Origin of the sequence: Pseudovibrio sp. Ad5, assembly GCF_001623095.1 — a bacterium.
In the GTDB taxonomy this organism is placed as follows: Bacteria; Pseudomonadota; Alphaproteobacteria; order Rhizobiales; family Stappiaceae; genus Pseudovibrio.
This window is the reverse complement of the sequence record NZ_LMCH01000065.1, coordinates 47,151-66,476: the sequence shown is the minus strand read 5'-3', so window position 1 is coordinate 66,476 and position 19,326 is coordinate 47,151. Positions and strand designations below refer to the sequence as shown.

The following is a 19,326-nucleotide window of genomic DNA, read 5'->3' as shown; positions in this document are numbered from 1 at the left end:
CCAAATTTACGTTGAGGCTAATTAGGCAGATGTCACAATTCAGTCAAATTCCTTAATGAATTTTTCTGGTGATATCTTTACCGATAGGTTGCATGTTTATAATCTGTTAAATTTTTAGGAGACCCTGAAATGAGTAGAATTTCTCATCTTTTTCTCGTGAACATTGTTTCATTTCCCTAAAAGAATCTTAAATTACGTAGCGTATTCAAATAATTAACTTGGTATCTTCTAAACTCTCCGGCAACCAAGACTTTATACTTGCGCATATTCTCATCCGAAAACCGGAACCACTTACGGGGATATGCATAGATGGAGGCCGGTAGATGTTTATCTCGTTCGCCCGCTTACAGATCTATTTTGTCATCGCGCTGCTGCTGATTGTGGTGGTTTATCCGCTGTATCTGTTTGGATCGGTGATGGGCCTTGACGGATTCGATCTGCGCAGGGTGGGGGGCGACTTCTACCAGTTCCTGCTTGCCTCTCGCATGGCTGTGGCGGGGCAAGCTGCGCAGCTTTATGACTTTGGCTGGTTTTATGATGAAGTACAGCGCAATGTGGCTGGTGGCTCCGGCTTTTACGCGTGGGTGCATCCGCCAAGTCTGCTGGTCTTTCTGGTTCCGCTGTCTGGGTTGACCTACCTGCAGGCTTATAGCCTTTGGATGGGGATGGGAGCTTTGCTCTCGTTGTCTGTCGCCTTTAGCCGTAAAGCGCCTATTCGTGCATTCACCTTTTTCATTTTCGCCCCAGCAACTCTGGTAAACCTGTTTTACGGTCAGTTTGGCATGCTGGCTGGCGGGTTCCTTTATGGCGGGTTGCGGTTGCTGGACCGGCATCCGGCGTGGGCGGGTGTGTTGCTTGGGTGTGTTTCCATCAAGCCTGAGCTGTTTATGCTGATCCCGATTATATTGATTGCTCACCGCAGTATCATCGCGCTGTGTGCGTGTGTTGCGACAGTGGCGTTTCTTGTTGATGCCTCTGCTGTGTTTTTTGGGTCTGGTCTTTGGTGGATCTATCTGGATACGGTTCCGTCCTTACTGGCAACAGTCATGGACCAGGGTGAGGGCAGCTTCCTTTATCTGATTCCATCTGCGTTTGGGGCGATGCGGGCGCTTGGGTTTTCTGCGACGGCTGGATATCTGGTACAATTGCCTTTCACTGTTTTGGCGTTCGTGGTGGTGTTCTGGCTGTTTATGCGTGAGCGTGAACCGATTGCCCGCAACCTTGCTGTGACGCTGTGTGTTTTGCTTGCAACGCCTTTCCTGTTCCTCTGGGACTATGCAGTGCTTTCTCCGGCGCTCTACCTTTATGCGACACGCACTGGTCTGTTTGATGATGACGCGAATTCTCCGTTTGTAGCGCCGCTCTTATTGTTTGCGGTTTATCTTTTGCCAATCGTCAATATTGCGCTGGCGGCTCATGGCTTCCCGGTGGGGCCAATCTTCACGGCGCTGGCGTTGGCTGCTGTGTTAACGCGGATGGTTGGTATTGATCAGATGCAAGTTAGTGTAGGGGATGAACCAGAGGAGGGGGATAACTCCCTTTCTGATGAGCGTGAAAAGGATGAAGGGCTCGGGACAACCTGAGCCTTGGCCGTCCGTTACTTAGGAACGCAGGTTTCACGTAAAAAACGCAGATCAACGCAAAATCACACAAAGCAACGCAAACTGCGCAAAGTCATGGACCAACTTTTCTCGGGTCCAGAGTAATTCCTGTCTAAATCTTAACTGTTCTGGCTGGTGTGTTATTCCCGGTGGCGATAAGACTAATGCCCAGTTGATGATTAAACAGGTGAGTAAACCGGTGAGCCTTGCTGATACCTCTCAAAAAGAAATTGAAGCCCTGAACGCGGACGAAGCTGCGCTGGAGCTGGAGCGGCTGGCGGGGCTGATAGCTGAGTATGATGCGGCCTATCACACCAAAGATGCGCCGATTGTTGATGATGCGACCTATGATGCGCTGCGCCGCCGGAACGAGGCTTTGGAAGCTGCTCATCCGGAACTGGTGCGTGCTGACAGCCCGAGCAACCGGGTTGGTGGTGCTGTTGCGGAAGGCTTTGGCAAGGTCACTCACGCCGTGCCGATGCTCTCATTGGACAATGCGTTTTCTGATGAGGATGTGCAGGACTTTATTGGCAAGGTGCGTCGCTTTTTAAAGTATGATCCACTGATGGGCGCCCTTGCAGTGACGGCTGAGCCGAAGATTGATGGCCTTTCCCTTTCCTTGCGCTATGAGAGCGGCAAACTGGTTTATGCCGCAACCCGTGGTGATGGCACCACGGGTGAGAATGTGACAGCTAATGCGCTGACCATTAAGGATATTCCGCAGGTGTTGCCTGCGGGTGTGCCGGATGTGGTTGAGGTGCGCGGTGAAGTTTACATGAGCCATGCGGACTTTGCGGCGTTAAACGCCCGAATGGAAGCCAATGGTGGCAAGGTGTTTGCCAACCCGCGCAATGCAGCGGCAGGATCATTGCGCCAGCTGAATTCTGAGATCACCAAGACACGTCCGCTCAAGTTCTTCGCCTATGCCTGGGGCGATATGAGTGAAGTTCCTGCTGATACGCAGATGGGCATGGTGGAACTGTTTGGCAAATGGGGTTTCCAGATCAACCCGCTGATGAAGCGTTGCGAGAGCGCTGAGGAACTGTTGCGCGTCTATCATGGGATTGAGGAGGATCGCTCCGGTCTTGGCTATGATATTGACGGCGTGGTTTACAAGGTGGATCGGCTGGATCTGCAGGGGCGCCTTGGCTTTGTATCGCGCTCACCGCGTTGGGCGATTGCACATAAATTTCCGGCAGAACGCGCGTTTACAACGCTCAATGCCATTGAAATTCAGGTGGGACGAACGGGTGCTCTGGCTCCGGTTGCAAAGCTAGAACCTGTCACGGTTGGCGGTGTTGTGGTCTCTAATGCCTCTCTTCACAATGAAGACTACATCAAAGGCATTGGTCAGGATGGTGAACCCATCCGAGATGGCAAGGACATCCGTGTTGGTGATACGGTGATTATCCAGCGTGCTGGTGACGTTATCCCACAAATCGTGGATGTGGACTTGGGTAAGCGGGCTGAAGATGCAGCTCCGTTCGAGTATCCCGTGAACTGTCCGGCCTGTGGTTCTCATGCCGTTCGCGAAGTCAATCCGAACTCTGGCAAGGTTGATGCTATTCGCCGTTGTACAGGTGGATTGATTTGCCCAGCGCAAGCGATTGAGAAGCTTAAGCATTTCGTTTCCCGTAATGCCTTCGATATTGAAGGACTGGGCGAGAAGCAGGTGGAAGCGTTTTACGAATATGACATGGATAAAGGTGGGATCCGCACACCAGCGGACATCTTCACATTAGCGGAACGGGACAAGAGCTCGCTCAACAAACTGCGGTCTCGTGAGGGGTTTGGTGCTGTTTCTGCGCGCAAGCTGTTTGAAGCTATTGATAGCAAACGGCAAATTGAACTGAACCGTTTGATTTTCGGGCTTGGTATTCGTCATGTTGGAGAGGGAAATGCCAAGCTGCTGGCTCGGGCGTACTCTTCCTGGAGTGCTTTTTCTGATGCCATGATTGCAGCAACTGATGCAACTTCAGAAGCTTACCGTGAACTCAATGACATTGACGGAATTGGCGGTACGGTTGCCAATGCTCTGGTCGTGTTCTTTGCAGAGGAACATAACCGCGACGCGCTTGCTGCGTTGATTGATCAGATCACCCCGCTTGATGTGGTTGTTGCTGATAGCTCTGACAGTCCCGTTGCTGGAAAAACACTTGTGTTTACAGGTAGTTTGGAGCGCATGAGCCGGGATGAGGCGAAGGCACGTGCGGAAAGTTTGGGTGCGAAAGTGTCTGGTTCTGTTTCCAAGAAAACTGATCTGGTGATCGCGGGTCCTAAAGCCGGGTCCAAACTCACCAAAGCGCAAAGCCTTGGTGTTCAGGTCATTTCAGAGGATGACTGGTTCGAGTTGGTCGGCGATCAATAAGAAGAGAGCGAGGGAGTTGCTAGGCTCCTCTCGCTGCATTGGTAGACTTGCGGCGAGCCTACTTCTGCGCCAGTGTTGCTCTTAGGCGGACAGATGCTTCGGCGCGTCCGCCGATATAGAGCATCATGTTCTTGCCATCTGTCTGCACGCTCATGGGGATGGTTTTCTCGATCTGCTTTTTCAGTGGGTCGTAGTCTGCTTCAGCTTTTTCAAGTGCTTTCAGAGCACTGTCGTATTCCTGGATCTTCTTTTTGACTGCAGGCTGGAGCTTGAGCAGCTTTTTGAGCTCTTTCGCTGTATCGCGATAGTTGGGATCAGTTTTGGGGTCTTTTTCCTGCTGCTTCAGCTGGCTTTCGAGCACTTTGAGCATTTTGTGTTTTGTCGAGATATCCTCTTCCAGTGACTTGGAGGCCTGAACAAAACGGAAGGTTCTTGCTTTCTCTTTTTCAAGTGCGGCAATGTTCGTTCTGGCTTTCTTCATATCCGGTGCGTCTTCAACATGATTGTCGTAGGTCAGTCGGATGGCTGCCTTGCCCTGGAAAATGAGTTTGTCGAAGCTTGCAGTGTCCGTCGCGTGGATGTTCATCCGACGTCTGATTTCAGCCCAGATGCTTGTGCGGTTTTTATAGAAATCATCGTAGTTCTTATATCTGCAAATGACCTTCGGCATATCTCAAGCTCCATTCCAGTTGCGGTCAGATGTTCTCCAGAAGCAACATCCTTGGCTAAGAGAGTGGGCAGGAAATCTTAGCAAGATCTCTCGGGAGACAGCGATAATTGAGCCAAATTTGAAGATGTGATCGTTGGGTTGGCTGAATTTGACAGGAAAACACCAGTGGGGCCGGAGCGCACCACTGGTGTTTTCTGAGATGTTTGAAGGAGTTGCCTAGCCGATTTGCTTGCGGATCTCTGCCAGCATCGCCAGATGGGTATGAATGAAAGCGACCAGAATGGTTGCTGTAGCCACATCCACGTTCACAGGTTTTTTACCGGATTCCGGTGATTGAACCTTCAGCAAGTCCTCATGACCAGTGATTTCAGCGGAGATGTACAGACGGTCAAAATCCTCACCGTTTTCGGCCTCCAGCTTCTTGTAGATGTCTTCCAGAGCGGCGGGACGCGGGGGAGGTGTGGCGCCCGTGGATTCAATCACTTTTGAGACCGCAGTTTGTTCTTCGCTTTCCAGCTCTGCAAACTGGCGCACCAATGGATTGCTGGCCTTCATTGTCGCCATTTCACTGATGGCAAGTGAAAAGGGGCTGATTGTCAGCGTCTTGTTGGTGTAATCGGTGGAGCCGTGGTGGTTGGCCTGGGCGGAGGAAACCAGAGCAGGTGCTGCCAGTAAAGAACCGGAGATGCCAATGAGGGCGTTCCGGCGTGTCATGTGTAACTTACCAGTATTCATAGTTTTTCTTTCAGGTTGTTACAGTGTTGTTTGTCTTTCGGAAGTGAAGATATTCCCATTGCTAAGCTGAGTTATTCTCGTTGGCAGGTATACGCATACTTCCTCTTTAAAACACTAAAGGGTCTCCCGGATTTCAAGTAACTCAGAACAAGCTTGATAAAACATCACAGAGCAAAGCTGGCGTGAGGCAAGAGTTACTGAGTGAAGATGCCTTGCCCTACAAAACGATGTGTATCTCTTTGCTGATGCCTCGCTTCTTCAATGTTGTTGCTATATTGTTCCTCGTTAAGTATTGGAGATTCTCCCTCTGATTTGAGAGGGGTATGCGTTCAAAGGATCTAACGAGCTCAATGGCAAACTCTTCTGGCCCACTTCATCGCGGAATACCTGCTCACCCTGCTGATCCTCTGGCTGCACCACAGCCCAAGGCAGGTGGTATCGCAGCGAGGGCCATGGCTGCACGGCAAACCAACGCCCCAGCCTACATGGAAGGATTGAATGCAGAACAACGACTTGCTGTTGAGACGATCAACGGACCAGTGCTCGTTCTTGCAGGTGCTGGCACTGGTAAGACACGTGTTCTGACAACGCGTATTGCACATATTCTGGCAACGGGTCATGCCACTCCGGGGCAGATCCTTTCTGTGACTTTCACCAACAAAGCTGCCCGCGAGATGAAAACGCGCATTGGCGCTTACATTGGTGATGGCGTTGAAGGCATGGCCTGGCTCGGCACGTTCCACGCCATCTGCGTGAAGATTTTGCGCCGCCATGCTGAGCTTGTTGGATTGAAGTCGTCCTTCTCAATTCTGGATACGGACGATCAGGTTCGTTTGATCAAGCAGATCATTCAAGCGGAAGGACTGGACGAAAAACGTTGGACTGCAAAGACATTTGCCGGGCTGCTGGACAGCTGGAAGAACCGGGGGCTTACACCCTCACAGATTTCAGCTGGTGACGCGCAGGCCTTTGCTAATGGCTTGGGGCGCAAGCTTTATGAGACCTATCAGGAACGGCTTTCTATTCTGAATGCCTGTGATTTTGGTGATTTGCTGCTGCACTGCATCACGATCTTCAAAGAGCATGATGACGTTTTGAAGAGCTTCCAGCATCGCTTCCGTTACATGCTGGTGGATGAGTATCAAGATACCAACATCGCGCAGTACATGTGGTTGCGCTTGTTGGCGCAGGGCAATCCGAACGTGGCCTGTGTTGGCGATGATGACCAGTCCATTTATGGCTGGCGTGGTGCTGAGGTCGATAACATCCTGAGATTTGAGCAGGATTTCCCGGGTGCTGTTGTGGTTCGTCTTGAGCGGAACTATCGCTCGACCAGTCACATCCTATCTGCTGCCTCCCATCTGATTGCGCACAATCAGGGCCGGCTTGGTAAAACCCTTTTCACTGACCAGATGGGATCTGAAGAAGAAGAGAAGGTGCAGGTTACCTCGGCCTGGGATTCTCAGGAGGAAGCCCGCTCCATTGGTGATGAGATTGAAGCCCTTCAAAACCACGGGCATTCTCTGAATGAAATGGCCATTTTGGTGCGTGCGTCCTTCCAGATGCGCGAGTTTGAAGACCGGTTTGTCACGCTTGGATTGAACTACCGCGTGATCGGTGGTCCGCGCTTTTATGAGCGTATGGAGATCCGCGATGCACTCGCCTATTTCCGCTGTGTGATGCAGACGTCAGACGATCTGGCTTTTGAGCGTATCGTGAATACGCCGAAGCGTGGGCTTGGCGAAGCGACGCTGAAGATTGTGCATGCTTATGCGCGAGAACGCGCTATTCCGCTGATGATCGCTGCGGAAGAGTTGGTGCAGACCAATGAACTGCGCCCGAAAGCTCGTGCTGCGCTGGCGGATGTGCTGGGCATGTTGGAGAACTGGCGCAATCAGGTTGAGACCATGAGCCACACAGAACTGGCGGAGATCATTCTTGATGAGAGTGGTTACACCCAGATGTGGCGTCAGGATCGGTCGGCTGAAGCGCCGGGGCGTTTGGACAACCTGAAAGAACTTATCCGCTCGATGGAAGAGTTTGAGAGCATGGCTGGGTTCCTTGAGCACATCTCGCTGGTGATGGATAAAGACAGCGATGCGGAAGAGGATGCGGTCTCGATTATGACGCTCCATTCTGCAAAAGGCCTTGAATTTGATAGTGTTTTTCTTCCCGGTTGGGAAGAGGGTGTGTTCCCGAACCAGCGGGCATTGGATGAAACCGGACAAGCTGGTCTGGAAGAGGAACGGCGCCTTGCCTATGTGGGGCTTACCCGTGGCCGCAAGCGTGTGAAAGTGTGGTTTACCTCCAACCGCCGCATTCATGGCTCGTGGCAGTCCTGCATTCCTTCTCGTTTCCTGGATGAGCTACCTGCAGACAGCGTTGAGGTTGTTGAGGCCTCCAGCTCTTACGGTGGGTATGGTCTGAATAGTGCTGGTGGTGGTTATGGCGCCAGCCGGTTTGACAACAGTGATCCCTTCCAAAGCAAGTACTCTACGCCGGGTTGGCAGCGGGCGCGTAAAGCGCAGGCGTCTGGTCAGCAATATGGCAAAATGCATGGTGGGAACCAGAGCCGTCGTGCCAAGAAGGCTGGTCCGATGACCATTGAAGGCGAGCTGGTTGCCAAGAGCGTTACTGAGGCAGGAAGCGATTTTGCGATTGGTGAGCGGATCTTCCATATGAAGTTCGGTTATGGATTAATCGGCGATATCGAGGGGAACAAGCTCACTGTCGATTTTGAAAAAGCTGGCCAAAAGAAAGTGCTCGATAGCTTTGTTGAGCGGGCATAAGCTGCAACGCAAGCGTTAATTACCTTTAGGGTAGATTGTGCTATCTCTCTTCTAAGTTGTGTTGGGAGATGGCAATGAATGAGGTGGTTCTCGCGCTTGCGATGATTGGTGTGGCGGGCGTTGGTGCACAATGGCTTGCCTGGCGATGGTCTTTGCCTGCGATCGTTCTTCTGCTTGTTGCTGGCTTTCTCATTGGTCCTGCCACGGGTGTTCTCAGCCCAACTGCGTTGTTCGGTGATTTATTGCGTCCAACTGTTGCGCTTGGTGTTGCCGTTATTCTGTTTGAAGGCGGTCTTTCTCTTAATTTTCAACGTATTGGCGGTGTTGAGAAGGCGGTTTGGCGGCTCGTTCTTTTGGGCGCTTTTATCGCGTTTTTGTTGGGCGCATTGAATGCCCACTATATCGCAGAGCTGAGCTGGCCTTCGGCGCTGGTGTTTGCTGCAATTCTGATTGTTACCGGTCCTACTGTCATTATTCCCCTTCTGCGTCAGGCGCGGTTGGAGCGACGGGTGAGTTCGCTGCTGCGCTGGGAAGCAATTCTTGCTGATCCACTTGGTGCGCTGCTCGCGGTGTTTATGTTTGAAGGGTATCTGGTTTATCACGGCGACCATGGTTTCTGGGTCCTGGCGATCCGGGCTGTGGCTGGGCTGCTGATTGGCGGTGTTGGTGGCTGGGCGCTGGGGCGTGGACTGATCTGGCTGTTTGTTGGTGGCCGTGTTCCTGAATTTCTCAAAGTTCCGCTGATTTTTGTGAGCGTGATGGGCGCTTATGCGCTTTCTGATTTGGTATTGGAAGAATCCGGTCTGCTGACAGTGACGGTTCTTGGGCTGGTGCTTGGTAACTCTCGTCTTGCCAGTCTTGAAGAGCTGAAACGGTTTAAGGAAGCGGTCACGATCATTCTGGTGTCATCAGTCTTTATTGTGCTGACTGCTTCCGTTCAGCTTGGCAGTCTTGCGGAGTTTGGGTTGGAGGATTTGGCATTTATTCTGGTGCTGTTGTTCGTGATCCGGCCTATTTCGGTTTGGGTTGGAACCATTGGTGCTCACTTGAGCTGGAAAGAGCGTTTGCTGGTTGGGTGGATTGCGCCACGCGGTATTGTGGCCGTTGCGGTTTCCGGCTTGTTTGCAAGGTCGCTTGTTGAACATGGGGCTCCTGATGGAGAGCGGTTGGCGGTTTTGTCGTTTGCCGTTGTGGTTGCGGCTGTGTTCGCGCATGGGTTTTCGCTTGGGCCATTTGCACGGTGGCTGGGGCTTTCCAGCCATACGGGGCCGGGTCTGCTGATTGTGGGAGCGAGCCGGTTTAGCGTAGCGCTTGCGACCAAGCTGAAAACGCTGGATGTTCCGAGCCTTACCGTTGACCGCAACTGGGGTAAGCTGCGGCTTTCGCGCAATGCCGGGCTTGCGAACCATTATGGTGAGGTTCTTTCCGAGGAAGTTGAGAACGAGCTTCCGCTTGAGAACTACAGCGTTTTGCTCGCTGTGACTGACAATGATGATTACAACGCGCTGGTGACCACAAACTTTGGACCGCTTATGGGGCGAGGGGAGGTGTATCAGTTTGCACCCTCAGAAGAGCAAAGCGAGAAGGAAAAGTTTCGCCGTGTTGTGACACTTGGCGGGCGTCCCTTCCTGACACCAGAACACAGCTATAACGACCTTGAAACGAAGATCAGTGAAGGCTGGTTCATCAAAGCCAGTGAGCTGACAGATACTTATGGCTGGGCCGAGTTTCAGGAGGCTTTGCCGGAGACGGCTATTGTGCTGATGTTGATAGACCCGACCAAGAAGCTTCGCCCGCTGAATGGCACCAAGCCTGCGCTGCCGATTGCTGGTTCAACAATACTTAGCCTTGTTCCCTGCGAATATGCGGCAGAGCGCGAGAAAACCTCGTGAGTACTGGCTTTTCGGCGCTGCACCTTCTATACGCCTAGGCAAAGGTTTTCACTGAGTTTTGATAGCTCATCGTAACTAAGGGATTTTGCATGGACACGATCCGGGTTCGCATTCCGGCACCTGAGGCTGAAGCAAAAGCACTCTCCGATATTATGGAGGCGCGCTTTGAAGATGACGGGTTCCCAGTTGCCGTCTTTGAAAGCTCCAAGGACGGAAAAACTTGGACCGCAGAAGTGCTGGTTCTGGAATCTACGGTTGATGACGCAATCAATCTGGTTGAAATGCGTTTGTTTGATCAGTTTGAAGGCGGCGTTATTCCAAGTTTTGCTGAAGTTGAGGCGCTGCCTGACATCAACTGGGTTGCCAAATCCCTTGAAGGTTTGAAGCCGGTTCGTGCGGATCGGGTTATCGTTCATGGTGCGCATGATCGTGATGCTGTCGGCCAGTCTGACATTGGTATCGAGATTGAAGCAGCACAGGCTTTTGGTACCGGTCACCATGGTACGACTGAAGGTTGTCTTTTAGAGCTTCAGCGCTTGTTGAAGCGGCACAAATACCACCGTATGCTTGATCTGGGCACCGGAACGGGTGTTCTGGGCATTGCACTTGCTAAGCTGACCAGCTCTGAAGTTCTGGCGACCGATATCGATCCTATTGCAGTGGAAGCTGCGATTGATAATGCGCGTAAGAACAATGTAGGGCCTCACTTCAAAGCCTTTACCGGTGCTGGTGTGGATGACCGCCGCTTTAATGAGTTTGGCCCGTTTGATCTGGTTGTTGCCAATATTCTTGCAAGACCGTTGATGCAGATGTCCGCTAAACTGTGCGCTCACCTTGCGCATAAGTCTACGCTGGTTCTATCCGGCTTGCGGATTGAGCATGGTCCACGGATCATCTCAGCGTATGGACAGCAGGGATTGAAGCTTGTGCATCGCCGCGAGATTGAAGGATGGCTGACGCTGACCTTTGCTAAAGGCAACTGGGACTCGTAAGGTCTGACAGATTGCTAAAGCAGTTCGCATTTAAATGGAAACGCATGAACTGCTTTAGCCTTTGTTTTTGCGTACCTTTCTCCGAAAACCGGTTTCCACTTTTCGGAGATACGCTGTAATAATTCTGGACCCTCATTGCTGATGCAGTGAGGGTTTTTTGATGTCTGATTGAAATGCAAAAAAACAAAAAACCTTTGCTTCCTGATCCGGCAAATTGGGAGGAAATTGCCGGGGAAGCAAAGGTTTTTTTGTGTGCCAAGCAACTGGGAGGAATTTGCTTAGCTTGCTAGATACTGGGAGGAGGTATCCAGCTATATGAGTGGCATTTCTAGCGCTTTATCAGCAGCTGATGGATGCCGGCCATTTTTGTCGTGCAGATCACTTTGGGAGGAGGTGTGATCCACCGGTTTGCTTTGGGAGGGAAGCGCCCCGTCGACAAGAGGAGTTATCTATTATTTTAGTTTGTAAAAAAAGAGATAGTTTCGCATGACACTTATGCGTTTTTTGCATGTCTCTGTATTGTCATGATCTGAAATTGCATGGAGAACATAGCAGATCTGCGTATAACGCATGGATTGTGTACTTCTGTATCCCCATCGTCTGAATTGAGAGTATAAATTCCTCTTAGGAGCCGTGTTTGTGTGGTTGAGTTGCGTGACGATCGGCATTAGCCTTCCGGCATGTTTCAAAGCTTTGACACAGTAAATGATAAATCTCGTGGGCCGGTTCGGTTGGCCGCTCTGCGAGACGAGCTGGCCTCGCGTGGGCTTGATGGCTTTTTGGTGCCGCGGGCAGATGCTCACCAAGGTGAGTATGTTCCTGATAGTGACTGCCGCCTTGAGTGGCTGACGGGTTTCACCGGCTCTGCTGGTATTGCTGGTGTTCTCAGTGACAAGGCAGCTGTTTTTATTGATGGCCGCTACACCATTCAGGTGCGAGATCAGGTAGATGAAGAGGCGTTTGCCTATCGTCATCTGATTGATGAGCCGCTGACGGGCTGGCTTCGTGAGAATGCGGCAGAAGGCCAGAAGATCGGGTACGATCCGATGTTGCATCCTGTTCGTCAGGTGCGCTCCCTGAAAGCTGCCTGTGAAAAGGCTGGTGCACAGCTGGTTGCTATTGAAAGCAATCCTGTTGATGCCGTTTGGAGTGATCGCCCGGAAGCGCCGCTTGGTGCCGTGAAAATGCACGGGATGCAGTTTGCTGGTGAAAGTGCTGCAGACAAGATCAAGCGTATTGGTGAGTTGATTGCTGGAAAAGAGGCGGATACAGCGCTTCTGACACAGCCAGACTCAATTGCGTGGCTGTTGAACATTCGCGGTAGCGATGTGATGCATACGCCGCTGCCACTGTCTTTTGCTTTGGTACCGACCAACGGCAAGCCATCGCTGTTTATTGATGGACGCAAGCTTTCCAATGAAGTGCGTGATGAGCTGAGCGCTCTTGCTGATATTGCAGGACCGACAGAACTTGCACCTGCATTGAAAGCATTGGGTACTGAAGGCAAACGAGTGCTCATTGATACCGGTCTTGCGGGTCAGGCTCTTTATGATGCGGTTGCTGACAATGGCGGCCATGTTGTGGAAGGGCAGGAGCCAACTCTGCTGCCGAAGGCTGTTAAAAATCAGGCTGAGATCGAGGGCACAAAAGCTGCGCATCTGCGTGACGGTGTTGCCTATGCTGGCTTCCTTGCATGGTTTGAGAAGACGGCGCCTCTTGGTGGCCTGACTGAAGTTGTTGTTGCTGAAAAGCTTGAGGAGTTCCGCCGTGAGACGGGTGCTTTGAAGGACATTTCCTTTGACACCATTTCAGCGGCTGGTCCTCACGGTGCGATCTGTCACTACCGTGTGAGCAACGATAGCAATCTGCCGATTGAGCTGAACAGTGTGTATCTGATCGATTCTGGTGCGCAGTACGAGGATGGCACAACAGACATCACACGTACGCTTGCTGTTGGAGCTGTGACTGCTGAGCAGTGCAAACACTTTACGCTTGTTCTGAAGGGCCATATTGCTATTGCGACCGCGCGTTTTCCTGTTGGGACGACCGGCTCACAACTGGATACTCTGGCTCGTATCGATCTTTGGAAGCAGGGTCTCGACTTTGACCATGGCACTGGCCACGGTGTCGGCTCTTATCTGGGCGTGCATGAAGGTCCGCAGCGGATCTCCAAAGCTCCAAACAGCATCGCGTTGAAGCCGGGTATGATCCTTTCCAATGAGCCGGGTTATTACCGGGCTGATGAGTACGGCATCCGGATTGAGAACCTTGAGCTGGTGACGCCTGCTGCTGCCATTGAGGGTGGTGATCAGAAAATGCTCGGTTTTGAGCCGCTTACACTGGCACCGATTGACCTGCGTATGGTGGATACCAAGCTTCTCTCCGCGTTCGAGCTGAACTGGCTGAATGCTTACCATGCTCGTGTGCGGGAATTGGTTGGGCCACTGCTGGATGGTGAGACCAAAGCATGGCTGGAAGAGGCGACCCGTCCGGTTTCTTAAACCGTTCCTGCTTCTCTTTGAGATAAAGAAAACCCCGCTTCATGGAGCGGGGTTTTTGTTTAGATGACAGTGAGTGCCATTCTGAGCACGACAACACTGACAACACCGAGTGTCATGGCTGCGAGCATTGGCAAGCGTAGGGCTGCAATCGCGGTGATGGCTGTTGCCGCGGTCTCTGCGATGCCGGTTGCGAAGGCTGTTGGGGCGACGACCGACATGAGGATCGCTGGCGGAACGGCTTGCAAGGCTGCCTCAGTTCTGCCTGAGAAAGGGACGAACTTTGTCAGCACCAGCCCTGCGATGCGGGTCAGGTAAGTTCCTGCTGCCATTGCCACAATGGTGAAGAGGACAAGCGGATCAACTGCGAAGACTTCTGACATCATGACTGAAGTGCCTCCGCAGGTTTCTGGAGCCCGTTGGTTTTTTCGTCATATTGGACTGCTGCGGCGATGACGCCTGCGATTGCGCCAGCGATTATGTACCAAGCACCTGGAACGAACTTATGGGTGAGAACTGCCGCTAAACCGCTCGCTGCGAGGACTACGCCAGTTTTGCGGCCTTGCCAGAAGCCCATGACCAGACAGATGAAGAGAGCGGTGAACGCAAAGTCCAGACCGTAGCGGGATGGGTCGCCCATGACTGCGCCTATCAGGCTTCCGACCACTGTTGCGACTTGCCAGGTGATGAACAGGGTCAGGCCAACACCGAGATAGAAGCTGAAAGTGGTGTGATGCTTGATGGCGCGCTGTTCAGACAGAGCCCAGACCTCATCGGCCAATATGAAGAAGCCAAGGTATTTTTGCAGGGGTGTCCAATGGCCGAGTTTGGGGGCAAGGGACGCACTCATAAGCACGTGGCGCAGGTTGATCAGGAAAGTGGAGAAGGCAATGGTGAGCCACGGGAGTGGGTCGGCCCACAAATCCAGCGCAAGAAACTGAGAGCCGCCTGCAAACACGAAGGAGCCCATCAGCAGGACTTCCAAAGGAGACATGCCCTTTTGTGCTGCGAGCGCGCCAAACAACAGGCCGATGGGTGTCGCGGCGAAAATCAACGGGAAGAATGTTGTTACACCGAGGAAAAATTCATTGGGACCAGCGTTGATCGCTGATTTGTTCTGATTGCTTTTCACAAAACCCTCCTAGAGCCTGTTGCGCTCATTTGTATTCACGCCTCACGCTCTAATTTCTTTACTTTCAGCGAATTCTTGTCGTTTGATTGAATTCAATTAAACGGAACGCGCTCCAGAGCATGGAGTGCTTTTAAGTCAGAGAGGCCGATGTCGTCTTGAATGAAATTGCGCTTCTGGTATGCCGCTGTGATTAAATGGAAATCACAGATCGCTGGAAAGCTGCTGGTGTGGTGCCAACACGGGATTTGAACTGCCGTGTGAGATGGGCCTGATCCGCAAAGCCGCAAAGGGATGCCGTCTCGCTTGGAGAGGTTCCACGGACAAGCAAGCGTCTGGCGTTTCGTACCCGCACATCAGTCAGGTAGGCGTGCGGTGTTTGTCCTGTCGCTTTTTTAAAGGAGCGGATGAGGTGATACTTTGAGCGGCCTGAGATGTTTACCAGATCATCCAGATGCACGCTGCCCATGAAGCTTTCTTCCAGATACTCCCGCGCTCGTTTGATTGCGACGGGATCTTTTGATCCGGTGATGTTGTCAGTGAAGCTGCCGTGTTTTGCGAGCATCTTGGCGAAGATCATATAGAGCGGTTCTTCGGCTTCCAGATCAATGGAGCGGTTCTGTATGGACTTGTGCGCTTCAACGAATTCCTGACAGAGCTCGGGGTCATGGACACAGGCCTCCGGGAAAAACGGTGTTCCGCTTTGTGGTTTGTCCGTCAGATCCTCAGCGATCTTCTGCAACAGTGAGATGCTGGGGTAGGTCATCCGGTAGGTGTAGCCGTAGCCCTCCGGTATACCGTCATGAAGCTCGAATGGGTTGACGAAGACCAGATCTCCGGGACCTGCGAATATCTGCTGTCCGCGTTGCCAGTAGCACTGACAGCCCGAGAGAATGCCACCAACAACGAATGTGTCGTGGGTGTGAGGTTCGTAAACATGGGTTCTGAAACTTGCCGCAAGACATTCCAACCCATCAAAGCGAGGCGCACACCAGAATTGTGCGTTCTCTCCCGAATTGAGCGGAGTTGCTTCTAAGGCAATTTTTTGAGTAACCGGCTTCATAGACCCAATTTATCCAGCGAAGACAAGGATGTCTTGAATGAGATTGCTGTTTTTTACGGATGGGTCAATGGAGATTATCTGGGGTTTGGCTAGCGGTGCTCCTCAACATTCGCCTGAATGAGAGCTGAATTGAAGTAACGCAGAGCCTTCACGTGACTTGCGTAACCAATAACTTCCGCTGGGTTCTTGGGGTCAATGACGGGCAAGGTGGACTTGCCTGCATCATCGAAGGTTCTTAGCGCTTTTTCGAGCGTGTCGAGCGGTGCAAGGAACGGTTCTTCTGACTCTGGGTCGAAGGTGGTATCGGAGTCCGGCCTAGGTGGATCTGCGAAATCTTCAACATGAACAATGCGGACGAGCCATTTGTGGGCACCGTCTTGCAGCATGACACCGCGCATTTCCAGCTGCCAATGGAAGTAGGAACGACCATGAATTGCCTGATTGAGGCCTGTTGAAATGGAGACAGCGATCAGCAGTGCAATGGACAACTCGTAACCACCTGTCAGCTCGAACACGATCATGGTGGTTGAGATTGGTGCGCCAAGGACGGCTGAGGCGACCGCTCCCATGCCTAAAATAGCGTAGAGGCCGTGGCTGGAAGCCATTTCGGGCAGGTGATTTGCCGCGATCAGACCAAAGGCACCACCCGTCATCGCTCCCAGATACAGCGAGGGTGAGAAGATGCCACCACCGAAGCGCGAGGCGAGCGTGATGGCTGTTGCTACTGTTTTCACGACGAGTAGCGAGAGCATCAATGTGAGCGGTAGTTCTGAGTTGAGCGCTCCATCGGTTGCCTCATAGCCAACGCCAATGATTTCCGGATAAAAGACAGCGATTGAGCCAACCAATGCGCCGCCGATGATCGGGCGGAGCCAGATTGGCATCTTGATGTTTCTGGCAAGCCAGTCTGAGCCGATCAATGCAAACTGGAATGAGATGGCAACAATCGCGCAGATGATGCCGAGCAGCACAAAAGCTGGGAATTCCCAGTATGTGTTGATCTGGTAGTGGGGCAGGATGAAGGCCACGGCTTCGCCAAAATAGAGGCGAGACACCAGCGTTCCCATGGCTGATGAGAGCACGATTGGAACGAAGGCAGACATTGCGTAGTGTCCGAGGATGACCTCATGCGCGAACAATACGCCTGCGATTGGTGCGTTAAAGCTTGCAGAAACTGCACTTGCGACACCTGCAGCAAGCAGGATACGCATTGTTGAATCAGGGAGTTTCAGCTTGGAGAAGACGGAGGTGCCGAGTGTGGCGCCAAGATGAACCATAGGGCCTTCACGACCAGCACTGGCGCCACTGCCAAGTGAGATGACTGTGATGAGCGCGGAGCTGAGGCCGGGCCAAAAGGGCAGGCCGGTTCCACCATGAGCCCGTGCTTCAATCACGTCTGCTACGCCGCCGGCACGCTGCTTCTTCTGGATTGTTTGCAGAAGAAGGCCAACAATTGCGCCGCCTATTACAGGTGCCAGAACAATGACATACCATGGTTGAGCGTTTGCCGCGCTGATCATGCGTTCGGAGACAGTGCCGAGCGATAACCATTGAACCAGCCCAATGCCAATGCGAAACAGGATCGCAGATCCGCCCACAGCTGCCCCGATGATCAACGCAAGGAGCCAGACAAGCGGGAGCCGCGATGACATGAACAAACGTAAGTTAGGTTCGACCCATTTATAGGCTATGCGCATTGCGATTTTCAGCGGGTTAGCTTGGTTAGGCATAATAGATTAAGCGATACGACAATGAATGATTGGCATTGTCTTTAACGAGATTCCCCGGCAAACGCCAATCAGGATATGCTCTGATCATCTGATTTTGGATCATTATTTTCGATAAGCACTGAGAAACACTTAAGGAGCTTCTTCAGGTCCGTTGGCTTGTGTGGCAATCGTCTTGCTAAAAGCTCAATTATGCTGGCCATGCAGAATACTATAATTCCAATAAATACCGAGTCGTGTCTCGAAGTTTCGACTATATGCTTGGAGGTGTGCTTCCGGGGGGAAGTATCTGGAATATAAAGGAGGTCTGCCATGTCTCTGACGGGGATGCAGCTGAATGTTACACGCAATGCCGAGGGGATCGACAAAGCGATTGCGCTCTTGAATGAGAAATTTGGTGACCGTTGCCAGACATCCATGAGCTTGCGGAAGCAGCACGGGCATACGACATCATGGCTACCAAACCAGCCGCCAGATGCTGTTGTCTTTGCACAGTCGACTGAGGAAGTCTCTGAAATCGTAAAGCTTTGTGCTGACCTACGTGTGCCGGTCATTCCGTTTGGCAGTGGTTCTTCTTTGGAAGGGCATCTGAATGCACCGGGGGGCGGTATCTCGCTGGACCTCTCTCAGATGAATGAAGTTGTTTCAGTTCATGCTGAGGATTTGGACTGTGTGGTTCAGCCGGGTGTGACGCGCAAGCAGCTTAATGCTTATTTGCGTGATACTGGTTTGTTTTTCCCGATTGATCCGGGCGCTGATGCCACTATTGGTGGCATGACGGCGACGCGGGCTTCTGGCACCAATGCGGTGCTTTATGGGACGATGAAGGATATGGTTCTGGCGCTGACGGTTGTCATGCCTGACGGGACCATTGTGAAGACTGGAAGCCGTGCCAAGAAATCGTCTGCTGGATATGATCTGACGCGCTTAATGGTTGGCTCGGAAGGTACGCTTGGGGTGATCACTGAGATTACGTTGAAGCTGAAGGGTATACCTGAAGCAATTTCAGGTGGAATTGCCTCTTTCGATAGCATTGCGGATTGCTGCAACACGGTTATCGAAGCGGTGCAGTATGGCATTCCCGTTGCCCGTATGGAGCTGTTGGACACACTGACCGTCCAATCCGTTAACGCCTATTCAAAGCTGGATTTGCCAGAATCACCGTTGCTGCTTGTGGAATTCCACGGCTCTGAGGCTGGTGTGAGAGAACAGGCTGAGCGGTTTGGTGAGATTGCGGCTGAAAACTCTTTGAAAAAATTTGAATGGGCGACCGATCCTGAAGAGCGCAACAAGCTTTGGGCCGCGCGGCATGACGCTTATTGGGCTGGCCTTGGTCTGGCACATGAGCGAACCGGACTGTCGACAGATGTCTGTGTGCCAATCTCTCGTCTGGCCGATTGTGTGACGGCTACACACGATGATATCGAAGAAAATGGCTTGATTGGTCCGATAGTTGGCCATGTTGGTGACGGCAATTTTCATGTGCTTGTGTTGACGGACCTGAATGAGCCTGAGGACATTGCCAAGTCTGAGGCGTTTGTTGAACGTTTGAATTATCGTGCAATTGAGCTGGGTGGAACCTGTACTGGTGAGCATGGTGTAGGGCAGGGCAAGATGAAGTATCTGCCTAAGGAACATGGTGCAGGGGTGGCTGTGATGGCTGCCATCAAGCGTAGTCTTGACCCGCTGAATATTATGAACCCCGGTAAGATTTTTGCCTTAGATACCGAGTAAAGAAGTGCCGTAAATACGCACTTGCTTCGTTCCGTTCGGAAACATTGCCTTAAGTCGTTGCTGTCGTCTTGTTCCTGCTGTAATTCACATAGACAAACAAGTGTTTGCATGCAGCTCATAGGCGGACA

General features: G+C 52.0%; 13 protein-coding genes. 7 read left to right on the top strand and 6 right to left on the bottom strand.

The window, feature by feature from the left end; all coding sequences use genetic code 11:
* The first annotated feature begins 323 nt into the window (after positions 1–323).
* Both PsAD5_RS23490 and ligA read left to right on the top strand, forming a co-directional pair.
* A complete protein-coding gene (locus tag PsAD5_RS23490) occupies positions 324–1,583 on the top strand; it encodes a glycosyltransferase family 87 protein (RefSeq protein WP_063293893.1) in 1,260 nt (419 codons plus the stop codon).
* 217 nt (positions 1,584–1,800) lie between these two features.
* The gene (ligA, locus tag PsAD5_RS23485) at positions 1,801–3,969 is read left to right on the top strand and encodes an NAD-dependent DNA ligase LigA (RefSeq protein WP_063294091.1); all 2,169 of its coding nucleotides are present in this window, start codon (positions 1,801–1,803) and stop codon (positions 3,967–3,969) included.
* Between the two features lie 58 nt (positions 3,970–4,027).
* Here ligA and PsAD5_RS23480 read toward each other — a convergent pair whose 3' ends face one another.
* Together PsAD5_RS23480 and PsAD5_RS23475 are read right to left on the bottom strand one after the other, a co-directional pair.
* On the bottom strand, positions 4,028–4,639 hold the full coding sequence (locus PsAD5_RS23480) for a hypothetical protein (RefSeq protein WP_057465734.1): 612 nt from the start codon (positions 4,637–4,639) through the stop codon (positions 4,028–4,030).
* A 216-nt stretch (positions 4,640–4,855) separates the two neighbouring features.
* Complete coding sequence (locus tag PsAD5_RS23475) at positions 4,856–5,353, bottom strand: DUF4142 domain-containing protein (RefSeq protein ID WP_208982004.1); 498 nt, start codon at positions 5,351–5,353, stop codon at positions 4,856–4,858.
* A 371-nt stretch (positions 5,354–5,724) separates the two neighbouring features.
* Here PsAD5_RS23475 and PsAD5_RS23470 point away from each other — a divergent pair, with 371 nt between their 5' ends.
* The 4 genes from PsAD5_RS23470 to PsAD5_RS23455 all read left to right on the top strand — a co-directional run bounded on the left by PsAD5_RS23470 (position 5,725) and on the right by PsAD5_RS23455 (position 13,548).
* Positions 5,725–8,163, top strand: coding sequence for an ATP-dependent helicase (locus PsAD5_RS23470; RefSeq protein ID WP_063294090.1), 2,439 nt, complete (start codon positions 5,725–5,727; stop codon positions 8,161–8,163).
* Positions 8,164–8,237: 74 nt separating this feature from the next.
* The gene (locus PsAD5_RS23465) at positions 8,238–10,055 is read left to right on the top strand and encodes a cation:proton antiporter (protein ID WP_063293891.1); all 1,818 of its coding nucleotides are present in this window, start codon (positions 8,238–8,240) and stop codon (positions 10,053–10,055) included.
* An 89-nt stretch (positions 10,056–10,144) separates the two neighbouring features.
* Entirely contained in the window at positions 10,145–11,047 is a 903-nt protein-coding gene (locus PsAD5_RS23460) for a 50S ribosomal protein L11 methyltransferase (RefSeq protein ID WP_063293890.1), read from the top strand.
* A gap of 680 nt (positions 11,048–11,727) precedes the next feature.
* Complete coding sequence (locus PsAD5_RS23455) at positions 11,728–13,548, top strand: aminopeptidase P family protein (protein WP_063293889.1); 1,821 nt, start codon at positions 11,728–11,730, stop codon at positions 13,546–13,548.
* Between the two features lie 59 nt (positions 13,549–13,607).
* Here PsAD5_RS23455 and PsAD5_RS23450 read toward each other — a convergent pair whose 3' ends face one another.
* From PsAD5_RS23450 to PsAD5_RS23435, 4 genes are all read right to left on the bottom strand, one after another.
* On the bottom strand, positions 13,608–13,931 hold the full coding sequence (locus tag PsAD5_RS23450; RefSeq protein WP_063293888.1) for an AzlD family protein: 324 nt from the start codon (positions 13,929–13,931) through the stop codon (positions 13,608–13,610).
* Positions 13,928–14,677, bottom strand: a complete 750-nt coding sequence (locus tag PsAD5_RS23445) for an AzlC family ABC transporter permease (protein WP_063293887.1) — start codon at positions 14,675–14,677, stop codon at positions 13,928–13,930. The genes PsAD5_RS23450 and PsAD5_RS23445 overlap by 4 nt, the downstream gene beginning before the upstream one ends.
* A gap of 190 nt (positions 14,678–14,867) precedes the next feature.
* The gene (locus tag PsAD5_RS23440) at positions 14,868–15,737 is read right to left on the bottom strand and encodes an AraC family transcriptional regulator (RefSeq protein ID WP_057465742.1); all 870 of its coding nucleotides are present in this window, start codon (positions 15,735–15,737) and stop codon (positions 14,868–14,870) included.
* A gap of 89 nt (positions 15,738–15,826) precedes the next feature.
* On the bottom strand, positions 15,827–17,467 hold the full coding sequence (locus PsAD5_RS23435) for a chloride channel protein (protein ID WP_063293886.1): 1,641 nt from the start codon (positions 17,465–17,467) through the stop codon (positions 15,827–15,829).
* A 309-nt stretch (positions 17,468–17,776) separates the two neighbouring features.
* On the opposite strand from PsAD5_RS23435, the gene PsAD5_RS23425 reads away from it, so the two are divergent.
* Positions 17,777–19,198: an FAD-binding oxidoreductase gene (locus tag PsAD5_RS23425; protein ID WP_063293884.1), complete on the top strand. Its 1,422-nt coding sequence runs from the start codon at positions 17,777–17,779 to the stop codon at positions 19,196–19,198.
* The last annotated feature ends 128 nt before the right edge of the window (positions 19,199–19,326 follow it).

Excerpts from the sequence above, each read along its gene's own strand:
- PsAD5_RS23490 (WP_063293893.1), top strand. The coding sequence starts at position 324 with ATGTTTATCTCGTTCGCCCGCTTACAGATCTATTTTGTCATCGCGCTG.
- PsAD5_RS23450 (WP_063293888.1), bottom strand. The coding sequence starts at position 13,931 with ATGATGTCAGAAGTCTTCGCAGTTGATCCGCTTGTCCTCTTCACCATT.
- PsAD5_RS23480 (WP_057465734.1), bottom strand. The coding sequence starts at position 4,639 with ATGCCGAAGGTCATTTGCAGATATAAGAACTACGATGATTTCTATAAA.
- PsAD5_RS23440 (WP_057465742.1), bottom strand. The coding sequence starts at position 15,737 with ATGAAGCCGGTTACTCAAAAAATTGCCTTAGAAGCAACTCCGCTCAAT.
- PsAD5_RS23460 (WP_063293890.1), top strand. The coding sequence starts at position 10,145 with ATGGACACGATCCGGGTTCGCATTCCGGCACCTGAGGCTGAAGCAAAA.
- PsAD5_RS23425 (WP_063293884.1), top strand. The coding sequence starts at position 17,777 with ATGTCTCTGACGGGGATGCAGCTGAATGTTACACGCAATGCCGAGGGG.
- PsAD5_RS23470 (WP_063294090.1), top strand. The coding sequence starts at position 5,725 with ATGGCAAACTCTTCTGGCCCACTTCATCGCGGAATACCTGCTCACCCT.
- PsAD5_RS23465 (WP_063293891.1), top strand. The coding sequence starts at position 8,238 with ATGAATGAGGTGGTTCTCGCGCTTGCGATGATTGGTGTGGCGGGCGTT.
- PsAD5_RS23455 (WP_063293889.1), top strand. The coding sequence starts at position 11,728 with ATGTTTCAAAGCTTTGACACAGTAAATGATAAATCTCGTGGGCCGGTT.
- PsAD5_RS23435 (WP_063293886.1), bottom strand. The coding sequence starts at position 17,467 with ATGCCTAACCAAGCTAACCCGCTGAAAATCGCAATGCGCATAGCCTAT.
- PsAD5_RS23475 (WP_208982004.1), bottom strand. The coding sequence starts at position 5,353 with ATGACACGCCGGAACGCCCTCATTGGCATCTCCGGTTCTTTACTGGCA.